Here is a 12,242-nt window from a genome sequence, read left to right on the forward strand (position 1 = left end):
TTAGCAATTTGACAACAAATCTTAAAGAAACCAGCTAATTATATAATAAAGTCTGTTATATTAGTAATATCACGGTAATATATTTGTAATATTAGGGTAATATAATAATAGAATAAGAGTTAAAGAGGTGGACATAATGTCTAATGGATTACAAAAAGGAATAATTGTTATCCTATTATTATTTTGTTTGTTACCAACCGAAAATATAGCAGCAGTGGAATTGGATTTTTTAAGTAAAGAGGAAATTAAGAAAATGGGGCAAGAAGTAGAGAAGATCCAAATAAGGAAAACACATGAGGAAGCACCAAGTATATCTTACCCTTATCAACTAGGTAAGGTTGATGAAAGCTTATTACACCAAGCCATACAAGGGACGAACTTTGTCCGGAGGCTGGCCGGTTTGCCAGGGGATGTTATTATTAATCAGGACTTAAATGATTTGGCACAACACGGTGCATTATTACTGGCAGCATCACAGGATTTCTCGCATAATCCAAAAAGACCTGCTGATATGGATGAGGAACTATATAAGAAAGGCTATCAATCTACTTCCAGCAGTAATATATCTTATGGAAGAGATAATTTATGGGCTAATATAAGAGATGGTTATATGCCGGACACTGGGCATAATATCGATGAAGTTGGACACCGTCGCTGGATTTTAAATCCACCATTGCAAAAGACAGGCTTTGGATTAGTTGCAGGAAATGGAACAATGCAAGTGTTTGATCAAAGTCGTCAAGAACAGGTGGAATATGATTATATTGCATGGCCTGTCTCCAGCTTCCCATCTGAAATCTTCAAAGGGGACCACCCGTGGTCTGTTTCTTTAAATCCGGATAAATATCAGGCACCTGACGTAAACGACGTGCAAGTTGTATTAGCAAGAGAATATGATAATAAACAATGGGTTTTTGATCATGAGGACAATAATATTAGCAGCATGAATAATTACTTTACGGTTGATAATCAGAATTTCGGAATAAACAATGCGATTATTTTCCGTCCTAAAGGCATTTCCCGTTATGTTGGGAAATATAAAGTGAAGATTACAGGGATCAGGAATTTAAATGGGGAACCAGTTCCTGTAGAATATGAAGTTGACTTCTTTTCGATGGATAATTACTTCTCAAAAGGGGAGAAAGAGCTGATTAAAATAGGTATTATCTTAGAGTCTGATTATGCCTACCTGTTTAATCAAGAGGACCAGATAGAATTATATCATGATAGACCGTTTATTTATCGGAATCATACAATGGTTCCCCTAAGGTTAATTACTGAATATTTAAAGATGAACGTAAGTTGGGATCAAGAAAGTGGAGAGATTGAGATTACTGAGGGCAATACAATTATAAAACTGCAAGCAAATTCGGAACAGGCATTTATTAATGATCAACTCTATCATCTTGATGTGGAGCCACAAATTATTAATGGGGTTACATTTGTCCCGGTTCGATTTATTTCTGAAGGGTTAGGAGCAAAAGTGGACTGGAATCATAAGGAAAATAAAGTTACAATTAGTCGTATCTATACGCACTAAATAAAAAATATGAAGATAAATCTCTTCCTGTTAGAAAAAGGGGGGAGATTTTTTTATTTTACAGGGATAAGTACCTAATTTATCCAAAATATTAAAATAAATCTATTATTTGAAGGCTAATAGGTTTATAATATGAGAGGATGACAACATAAGAAGGAGAGTTATGAAGTGAAGCAACTGGGGAAAAAAATTTTAAGTAGTTTAGTAGTTTTAGTTGTCTTAGTATTAGTGTTTGAGCCAATGGTTAGGGTAGATGCCGCCTATATTAAAGAACAATTCTCGGTATCTGAAGGTATTACCTATAAAGACTATCGTTTATCAGATAATCGTTACAACCAGGCTGTCCGTGTGATGGGAATCTATTTGCCAAATAAATACGCACATATTGATGTTGGGGTGCCAGTCGCGCTGAATGCATTGGAACGGACCACTTCACAGGCGAGACGTCACACGACACAAGGACATGCTGTTGTAGGCGCAATTAATGCATCCTTTTTCCACTTAGGTACTGCAATGAACCTTGTATCAAAGGATAATAGATTGATCCATGCTGGTGAAATATTCCCGGGATCTGATAAATATGTAAATCAGCCGATTGCTTTTGGTGTGAATAGCAGCGGGAAAGGGATTATCGACTATTACAATATCGATATGACCTATACCCATAATGGAAGTACATATGAGATATCGAGTACAAACAAAATAAGGTATGAAAATGAAACGATTTTGTACACATCCGATTATACTAGCAGCTATACCGATACGAATCAATATGGAAGGGAAATTGTCGTTACATTACCTTCGAAACCTAGCTATGAATTCGGATCAACTGTTACGGGACAAGTATCAAAGGTCCGTGCATTCGGTGATCAAACGAAAACGGAAATTCCGAAAAATGGATTTGTTATTTCAGGTATTGGTAAAGGAAGAGACGATTTAGAGAATATTAAGGTCGGAGATTCTATTACATTATCAGTTGATGTGGACAGTAAATGGAAGAATTCGCAGTTTATGTTAGCCAGTGGTCCGTTACTAGTGAAAAACGGCAAAGTTTCCATGACAATGGACCCGAATAGTGCGAATGCAAGAACAAGAGCGCCAAGAACAGCAGTAGCTATCAGTAAAAATGGTGATAGAGTATATTATGTCACCGTTGATGGTCGTCAGAGCGGCTACAGTAATGGAATGAGCTTACGGGAATTTGCAAATTATCTGGTTGATTTAGGTGTCGATACAGCATTGAACCTTGATGGCGGGGGTTCTACAACAATGGCTGTAAGATATCCAGGCAAACAATATGCAACATTAGCTAATTCACCTTCTGATGGGTATGAAAGAGCTGTATCTACAACGTTACTTGCAATTTCTACAGCACCACCGTCCACCTTTAGTGATGTAAGACATGATTTCTGGGCATATACGCAGATTGAGAGTCTTGTAGGCAATGGAACCATATCAGGATATCCTGACGGAACATTCCGTCCAAATTTATCAATATCCAGGAGTCATGCAGCTGTTTTATTAGTAAATGAACTTAACTTAGATACTGAAAATGTAACAAATCCAGGATTTAGGGATGTAAAAACATCTGATAAGTATTATAAGTTTATAGCAGCAGCAGCAAATGCAGGTTTACTAGAAGGTAAAGGGAATAATAAATTTGATAAAGATGCACAATTGACAAGAGCAGAAATGGCAGTTCTATTGCAGAAGGCATTTGAAATTCCAAGTGCAGATAAAAGTTATTTTCCAGATGTAAAAAGCAGTCATTGGGGATATGATTATATTAATGCCCTTGCGGCAAATGACTTAGCTGGTGGTTACACTGATGGAACTTACAGACCAGACAGACCTGTAACAAGAGCAGAATTTACCACATTTATATATCGTGCGAATAAGCAATAAAAAAAAAGAGGGGCAACCCTCTTTTTTTATTTACTCAATTTTATTACAACAACGTCGTCTTGCATCACGACCGATTCTTTTGATGGCCATGGTTCCATATTCTCGACTGTTTCACTGTTGCTGATTTCTTCTAGCTCTTCTGCTGAAACTGTGTTAAAACTTGATCCAAGGAAATTAGCAGAAAAATAAAAATAGTGGGCTCTCCCGCCTAGAAGCAGTTCTCCCATTGCGCCTGTCATGTTTGGTATACTATCCCGCACATTCGCTGAGCTAACTTCTGATTTAAAACGGAGTTTCCCAATCAGTGCAATTTTAGATGTTTCCCTGTCATACCCTTCTAACTGTTCAATACGATCAACTATTCGGTTTAATACGGCATAAGATTTTTCATATTTTAGGGAAGCATTAAAGTAAGCAATGTTGCTAATCACAGCAAAATTGAATATGATCAAACTGCTCACAATAACCGTACTCCAACCAATGGCTTTTATGGAAAAGACAGGCTTATTCAGCCGATCATAAATGATAACAGGCAACAAGTAGACCGCCGAATGACCCATGACCATTAACATATGATAGTCTACACTAGGTGAAACAAAAAATAAGCTGTATGCAAAGATTGGGGTCAAGAAAATACTTACGGCAATAAAGACCAGCTTGATAGGTGATCTGTACACTTTATTCTGAACAATAGTGATGACTATACCGATAACAATAATAATAAGGAAGACGAGATTTAGAATCTCCCATAAATTAACCGGCGCATCCGAAATAAACCCATTAAAGAAAAATTCCTTGTTCTCTTCGTAAATTTCCAGTAGCTTTTCTTTTATATTTCCTGATCCTTGTCCAATTTCATCTAATCCCTGATAGGACGTAATATCACCACTGAAGAATTTCTGGTAGGATATAAAAGTGATGGCATACAGCCCCATACCGCCAACGGTCATCATAATAAAATGAACTAGTTTTATTATGATTGAACTTAGTTTATCCTGTTGTTTTAATAATTCTGTAATAAACCAGATGGAGGCAATTGTCAGCACAATGGTTAAATTAGCTTGGTATACACCTACACTTAGATAGAAAACAAGTGCTCCTGGGATAAATCCAAATCTATATTTTTTCGTGATTACCAATGCTAGAAGTGCTGCCAGAATACTTAGAATATATCCATCAGCTGTAAACATATAGGTGAAAGTAGCAGCAACTGTAGGGAATGTTACCAAAATTCCGGCACATAAAATAATGGATAGCTTTTTCTTCAATTGAAAGAGTTCGGTAATACAAACAGCACTAAGCGATAAATACAAAACCGATAAAGTACCGTTCACCCAAGGTAAATAAAAATACGAGCTAATTCCGCTAAAAATACCTAAAAAGAATCTGCCTGATGAATACCGCTCCTGCTCACTGTACAAATTAAACAAACCATCATGGTTTGGAATCAGGTTCGTAAATATAAAAATATGTGTGAAGAACCCGATAATAAGGGCACTGAAAAAAGCAACTTTCCATTCAGCTTTTATTGAGCTTCTCAACTTTTCAAGTACTTTCTCAGGCATCATCATCTTTCTCCTTTTGGCTTTTTTCCTTAATTAAATAATGTGGACGGTTCTTTGTCTCATAATAGATCCTGCCAATATATTCGCCAATAACTCCCAGGAAAATAAGCTGTACTCCTCCAAGCAAGATAATTGCCGAAATCGTAGTAAAATATCCTGGTGTACTTATTCCGTTAATGAAATAATTCACAAATATTATCATCAGGTAGACAATGCCCAGAAAGGTGATGCATAGACCACTGTAAATGGCGACCCGGAGTGGCTTGTTATTAAAAGAGAGAATACCATCAATACCATAGTTGAGGAGACTGGTAAAGTTCCATTTACCTTCCCCTTCCGCCCGGACTTGGTTTTCGAATTCGATTATCTTCTCTTTAAATCCGATCCAGGAGAATAATCCTTTCGAGAAACGATTATATTCCGTTAAGGATAATAAAGCATTCAAGGCTTGTCTGCTTAGAAGGCGGAAATCACCGACACCGTCAGTCATTTCCACATCTACTAATCTGTTTGCCAACCGGTAAAAGAGTTTAGAAACTTTCTTTCTCATAAAGTTCTCTCCATTACGGTTTCGTTTAGCGATGACTTGATCATAACCTTCCTCGAAATATTTCCACATTTCCGGGATGATGGATGGCGGGTGCTGTAAGTCCGCATCCATTAGTACAACAGCATCACCTGAGGCATACTGTAATCCAGCAATAATTGCAGCCTCTTTACCAAAATTACGGCTAAAGGAAATGTAATGTACATTTTCTTGTTTGTCTGCTAAGTTCCGTAATAAAGATAATGTACGGTCCTTACTTCCATCATCCACCATAATATATTCAATCACAGCAGGTACTTGTTCTACCTGCTTTTCAGCTTCCCGAAAAAAATGTTCTATACTTAACTCTTCATTGTAGCAAGGAACAACAATACTTAACTTCTTCACTACCATACTCCTTTTGGGGCTTTAGCCCTCTTTATGATTTTAAAATTTTCCGCGATATAAAAAAGGTAAACGGAATTGCCATTCCAGATGCAAGAAGTGGTGCAATTTTGTTATCAAAATCTAACCATTCCTTAAAGATATATAATGCAATAGTAGAAACAGCAATGTTTACAATATAAGTTAATGGAAATTGAAAAAACTTTCTCCAGCTGGGTTTTGATTTATAGGTAAAATACGTATTCAAGTAAAATGATCCTATCATACTGATAAGAAATGCAAGCCAGTGTCCTGCAAGATAATAAATATGAAAAAGCTCTGTAAATAATAAATACCAAACATAATAATGAAAAGTATTAAAAAAACCAACAATGATAAATTTCAATGTTTCATTTGCTAGATTTAGTTGCATAACAAGCCTCTTTCTATAAGCGATGTCTTTTTAGTATGGGTAAAATAACCAATAATTTTAGGGTATTGCCCTAAAAAAACCCTCTATTAGCTTTGGCAACTAATAGAGGTTTACTATTTCTATTTCTTTTCATTTCGTTGCATTGGCTGCATTTGTCCAAAGATCATCCAGTATTGCGGAATAAATCTTGTTGTAAACCGTACAATTGCCCAGCTGAGTACAGTTATTAAGATTAGTGTAACTAGTTGCCATCCATGATAAAGCAGGGGTGATCCCGAGTTATAAATAGCACGGAAGCCCATTAATAACAATGGATGAATTAAGTAAATTCCGAAAGATGTTGCTCCAATTTCCATAAAGAGCAATTTCGTCCGGGTACTAAATTTCTTATTAGCAATATGAGCAATATAAAATAAAACAAGCCCTGCCAATAAAGCATGAGTAGCCCAAGTAAATTCAGCAATATAGCTGTTCACAGTTGGAGGTAAATATGGAACGATCGAGCTATATACACCAATCCTGACAAGATACATATATCCTGTATACAATACAACCATTATACCATATCCGACAAATATTGGAAGGATAATTTTGTCTTTATAAAGAATATTTTTCATTTTTGCACGAATTTCATTATAATAAATCCCTAGATATGCCCCAACGAAATAGAATGACAGGTAAGATAACGAAATCGATCCTTTCATTACAATACCGAAATAATTCTTGTTTAAAATGACCCAACCCCATTGCAATAATAAACCGATCCAGATCGCATTTTTGCGTAGGAAGGATGACTTCTTAAATAGCAGTAACAACAATGGAAACAGTATATAGAGTTGTACACTAATAAATACAAAGTATAAGTGTGGGTGGGCTTTCCCGAGTGCAGTAAGTTCTGCGAATCGGGCAAATGCATCACCGATAGTGGGATAGTCATAATAAATGTACCATTTAATACAGAAGTAAAGTGCTGAAAATACCAGGTATGGAACAAGGATAAATTTTAACCTTTTCACATAAAATCGTTTCATCAAATCCCATGTTGTTGCTCTTGGATAATAATTATAGAATAGGACGAAACTGCTCAACATAATGAAAGTTGGTGTTCCCAGTTTGCCAGCAATATTAAAGAAATTATAAATTGGGTAAAGAATAGAGCTTGGCTCCACTGCTGTTATCCCGCTTGAGGAAGAATGGACAAGTAAGACAGCAATAATAGCAAAAGCCCTTGCCAGTTGAATTTCATCTAAACTATTCCTTTTAATAGGATTCATTTTTATCACCATTTTCTCCATTTCTATCAAACTTTGATTAGGAACAAATACGAAGTTATTTGCTCTGAACATTATGTAAGTTTATCACTTCTCATAAAATTTGTCAGCAAAAACCCGGAAGCAATTAACTTAATAGGCTGACAAAATTATATCATTAATAGATGTCGTGCAATGTAAGTTCCATTGTTTCATTATGAAAATTGTAGTATGATATATAAGTAATTTTTAGCTTGTATAAGTGGAGGACAATACAATCATGTTGTTTAATTCATTCGAATTTATTTTTGTTTTTTTACCAATAGCGTTTATTGGTTATTTTACGATAAATAAAATAAACCCTAATTTAGGAAAGGTATGGCTAATTGTCTGTTCTTTCTTTTTTTACGCTTGGTGGAATCCTGCGTACCTGCCATTATTGCTAGGCTCTCTACTAGTAAACTTCTTTATTAGTAAACAAATAGCAAATTCCGAGTCCAAAATGAGGAGGAAAGTGACATTAACGGTTGGAATCCTGTTTAATGTTGGATTATTAGGTTTCTTTAAATATGCAGATTTTTTTATAGAGAATATCAATTTTATTCTGCAGCAGAACTTTAATTTCTTGCATATCATACTACCTCTAGCTATCAGTTTTTACACCTTTCAACAGATTGCTTATCTAGTAGATGTATACAGAAATGAAGCAAAAGATAATAGTTTCATCAATTATATCCTTTTTATATCCTTTTTCCCGCAACTAATTGCAGGGCCGATTGTCCAGCATAATGAGGTAATGGGCCAATATAAAGATATAACTAAAACAAAAATTAATTGGGAAAATGTTTCAAAAGGGTTATTTATATTTTCGATCGGGCTTTTCAAAAAAGTGGCTATTGCTGATACGTTTGCTGTATGGGTAAATAATGGGTATTCGGATGCTTATGCACTAAACTTCTTTGACAGCTGGATCACTTCTTTATCATACACATTCCAGCTTTATTTTGATTTTAGCGGCTATACGGATATGGCATTAGGGATTGCTTTATTGTTTAATATTAAGCTGCCAACAAACTTCAATTCTCCATATAAAGCTTTATCAGTCAGAGAGTATTGGCAAAGATGGCATATCACATTGTCCCGCTTTTTAAGCAAATATATTTATATCCCGTTAGGTGGTAACCGGATTTCCAGGAGAAGGACGTATATTAACTTAATCTTAGTTTTATCAATTAGTGGATTCTGGCATGGTGCCGGCTGGACTTATATTATGTGGGGATTTTTGCACGGTGTAGCAATGGTCATTAACCGAATGTGGTATAAAGCAGGATTTAAGATGAATCTTATCCTCGCATGGTTTGTTACTTTTCACTTTATTAATATAACTCGTGTGTTTTTCCGCTCCCCAGATATGGCAACAGCCTTCGAAGTATTGAAAGCTATGTTCGGACTAAAAGGATTTGCGGTACCTGAACAAATTTCAAATATTTTACAATGGGACTGGCTTAAAGGATACGAATATGTTTATCAGATTTCAGATGATTTATGGATGACAATATACCTCTTAGTTGGTGCACTATTACTAACGGTCTTCTTAAAAAATTCTATCCAACTAATGGAGCGTTTAAAACCAAATCCGTTATACTCGATTTATGCAGCTGCATTATTTATTTACGCGGCATTAAGGTTAGACCAGGTAACCGAATTTCTTTATTTTAACTTTTAAGGATGGGTGATTAACATGTCCTATAAATCATTTAATATCATCTTCCTAGTCATTATTTTGCTAGGATTAGGAAGTGTCGCTGGATTTAATTTTTTTATTGATCCACTTTGGACTTTTCAGCATAACCATAAATATAATGATGTGCAGGTAAATATAAATGAAAGACAGCTGAAGGTAAACCAAATCCACTTCAGCAAAGATTTTGATTATGATACATTATTACTTGGCAGCAGCCGAACAACGTATATTCATCCAGGAGATTTTGAAAACATGGATGTCTATAATTTTGCAGCAAGTGATCTTTCCTTTAAAGAGTATAAAAGTATGATTGACTTCGCCAAAAAAGAAAAAGGCAGTGAGTTTGAACGAATTATCATAGGGGTCGACTTTAATAAATCAAGCATGGAGCAAAGCGCAGAAGATTTAACATTGGACGAATATATTGATAATGCAACATCACCATTTTACCGTTATAAAAACTTACTTTCATTGGATGTATTAAATTATGCAAAGAAGAACTATCGTTTATCAAAAGATGACAAAATAATCCTATTGCGAAGTTATAATCGTTACAACATGACATTTGCTAGAGAATTTCAGCCTGAGACGATTAGAAAGGAAACAGAAGCAAAAGTAGTAAAATTCCGTAAATTATTCTATGGTGACAACTATGAATATAATCCAGAGTTTAAAGAAGTATTGCAGCAGATAAAAGAGGATAATCCTAATACGGAGTTCGTTATTTTTACCTCACCGATTTCCGCTCCATTATTTGAAGCAATAGTAGATGAAGGGAATTTAGATGATTATCATCACTGGTTAAATGAAATTATTGACGTGTTTGGTGGAGTCTATAATTTTATGGGTGTTAACACTGTTACATCTGATATTTTAAATTACTTCGATGGACATCACTATTATCCGCATGTAGGTGAAATGATTGCAAAGCGAATCAGTGCAGACAATCCAACAGGTGTACCGGACGATTTCGGAATTTATTTAACCGAACACGTAGGGGAAGAAGAAATACAATAGGGAAAGATTACTATAACGCTAGCCTCCACGGCATACGAAATATTAAGGGGAGCGGTACAGATTTGTACTTAATCCCCATGTTAATGGCGAAATCTCATGAAGAGAGGGGTGAGATTTGTACTCATTCCTCATAACAATACGGAATTCCAAGAGGAACGGCACGAGATTTGTCTTTAATTCTCATAACAACGCTAAATCCCAAGAGGAGCGGCACGGGATTTATACTTAATCCTTAAAATAATACCAAATCCCAAGCATGTCATCGTGAGATTTGTCCTTAATTCTCATAATAAAGCCAAATCCCAAGCGGAGCGGCATGGGATTTATACTTAATCCTCAAAATAATACCAAATCCCAAGCGTGTCATCGTGAGATTTGTCCTTAATTCACATAATAATACCGAATCCCAAGAGGAGCGGCACGGGATTTATACTTAATCCTCAAAATACCAAATCCCAAGCGTGTCATCGTGAGATTTGTCCTTAATTCTCATAATAAAGCCAAATCCCAAGAGGAGCGGCATGGGATTTATACTTAATCCTCAAAATAATACCAAATCCCAAGCGTGTCATCGTGAGATTTGTCTTTAATTCACATAATAATACCGAATCCCAGGAGGAGCGGCACGGGATTTATACTTAATCCTCAAAATAATATCAAATCCCAAGCGTGTCATCGTGAGATTTGTCCTTAATTCACATAATAATACCGAATCCCAAGAGGAGCGGCACGGGATTTATACTTAATCCTCAAAATAACGCCAAATCCCAAGCATGTCATCGCGAGATTTGTCTTTAATCCTCAAAATAATACCAAATCCCAAGTTAAGCATCGCAACATTTATTCTTAATTAGCAGCCCAATCCCCCCTCTTAAATCAATTCCCGCTTATACGCAGCCTTTTTATCGAATTTTTCTTATATAATAGGCACCTTTTTTGTTTCCTCTCATTTCAAAATATTTCTGTAGTGTGTGCCAAATTCGCCTTAATGTCACTGGTATATTGCATCACTCCTTTATTCTTTCACTGGTTACTCTCTCTTCAGGAAACAGAATCATAAATTCCTCGACATTTCGTAAAATTGCTGATTGGACAAGTTCTTGCTCGCCACAATTTTGACAAATACACTTTTTTCCTTTCACTATTTTGTAAAATTTATTGCACTTTCCACAAGGGATTCCTTTATTCAACTCGCCGTAATGATAGTCTGGCAGTTTTTCATAGGGTGATTTTTCTAGTCTGATAGAATTGAGCTTGTTTGCTAATTGACGGAAGATGGGATTTACAGTTGAAGGGTGGTGGAATGAGCGGAAATAGCGGTTTAATTGTGTTGGCAGCAAGATTTTCTTAGTTCGTGGTGCTTGGAAGATCGTGCATTCGGGGTTGATGAAGACGACAGCTCCTTGAAGGGGGGCTTGATAACCTAATTGCTGGAGTAATTGTCTCAGTAATGATTCGGTCCTTTTTAATTGTGTTAATGGATCGTCAATTTCCTTTTCCGAAAAATGATATAGCTTTTCATTCGAATAATAATATTCGCCAATATAGTTCTTTACTTCGTACAGGTAGATAGAGTTATTCAACATGAGAGCATGGTCGATTTGAAATATTTTGTTGTTATAGGAAAGCCATACATCACGGAGAAGCCTATAATCTTGCTCCAGTTTTTCAATAAACGTATCAAACAGGAGCTCCCCTTCATATCCTCTTTTTAACTTTTTATATCTTCTTCTTTCCTCTTCTGACAAAGACTTCCGAAGGGTCAGGTATTCATAGACAAGAAGTTCTTCAGATTTTTTTCTCAATATCATCTTCCTTCCTGGGTAATTTATCTATATTTTACAATAAGTATAGGAAATAAAAAAGAGGCAGTGCGCC

Annotated in this window: 9 protein-coding genes; 4 read left to right on the forward strand and 5 right to left on the reverse strand. The window is 35.8% G+C overall.

What is annotated here, in order from left to right; genetic code table 11:
* Positions 1–136 precede the first annotated feature (136 nt).
* A complete protein-coding gene (locus ACFOY7_RS07655; RefSeq protein ID WP_390251018.1) occupies positions 137–1,540 on the forward strand; it encodes a stalk domain-containing protein in 1,404 nt (467 codons plus the stop codon).
* Positions 1,541–1,708: 168 nt separating this feature from the next.
* Positions 1,709–3,445 carry an S-layer homology domain-containing protein gene (locus ACFOY7_RS07660; protein ID WP_390251020.1) on the forward strand — a complete coding sequence of 579 codons (1,737 nt, stop codon included), beginning with the start codon at positions 1,709–1,711 and terminating at the stop codon, positions 3,443–3,445.
* Between the two features lie 26 nt (positions 3,446–3,471).
* On the opposite strand, the gene ACFOY7_RS07665 is transcribed toward ACFOY7_RS07660, so the two are convergent.
* From ACFOY7_RS07665 to ACFOY7_RS07680, 4 genes are all read right to left on the reverse strand, one after another.
* A complete protein-coding gene (locus ACFOY7_RS07665) occupies positions 3,472–5,010 on the reverse strand; it encodes a glucosyltransferase domain-containing protein (RefSeq protein WP_390251022.1) in 1,539 nt (512 codons plus the stop codon).
* The gene (locus tag ACFOY7_RS07670; RefSeq protein ID WP_390251024.1) at positions 5,003–5,944 is read right to left on the reverse strand and encodes a glycosyltransferase family 2 protein; all 942 of its coding nucleotides are present in this window, start codon (positions 5,942–5,944) and stop codon (positions 5,003–5,005) included. The genes ACFOY7_RS07665 and ACFOY7_RS07670 overlap by 8 nt, the downstream gene beginning before the upstream one ends.
* Before the next feature lie 31 nt (positions 5,945–5,975).
* On the reverse strand, positions 5,976–6,353 hold the full coding sequence (locus ACFOY7_RS07675) for a GtrA family protein (protein WP_390251026.1): 378 nt from the start codon (positions 6,351–6,353) through the stop codon (positions 5,976–5,978).
* Positions 6,354–6,472: 119 nt separating this feature from the next.
* Positions 6,473–7,699, reverse strand: coding sequence for an acyltransferase (locus ACFOY7_RS07680; protein WP_390251028.1), 1,227 nt, complete (start codon positions 7,697–7,699; stop codon positions 6,473–6,475).
* 184 nt (positions 7,700–7,883) lie between these two features.
* Between ACFOY7_RS07680 and ACFOY7_RS07685 the strand changes: the two genes are divergently transcribed.
* A complete protein-coding gene (locus ACFOY7_RS07685) occupies positions 7,884–9,329 on the forward strand; it encodes an MBOAT family O-acyltransferase (protein ID WP_390251030.1) in 1,446 nt (481 codons plus the stop codon).
* Positions 9,330–9,344: 15 nt separating this feature from the next.
* On the forward strand, positions 9,345–10,364 hold the full coding sequence (locus ACFOY7_RS07690; protein WP_390251032.1) for a hypothetical protein: 1,020 nt from the start codon (positions 9,345–9,347) through the stop codon (positions 10,362–10,364).
* Positions 10,365–11,371: 1,007 nt separating this feature from the next.
* On the opposite strand, the gene ACFOY7_RS07695 is transcribed toward ACFOY7_RS07690, so the two are convergent.
* Entirely contained in the window at positions 11,372–12,169 is a 798-nt protein-coding gene (locus ACFOY7_RS07695; RefSeq protein WP_390251034.1) for a nuclease-related domain-containing protein, read from the reverse strand.
* Positions 12,170–12,242: the final 73 nt, after the last annotated feature.

It is taken from the genome of Gracilibacillus xinjiangensis (assembly GCF_042651765.1).
GTDB classification, from domain to species: Bacteria; Bacillota; Bacilli; order Bacillales; family Amphibacillaceae; genus Gracilibacillus; species Gracilibacillus xinjiangensis.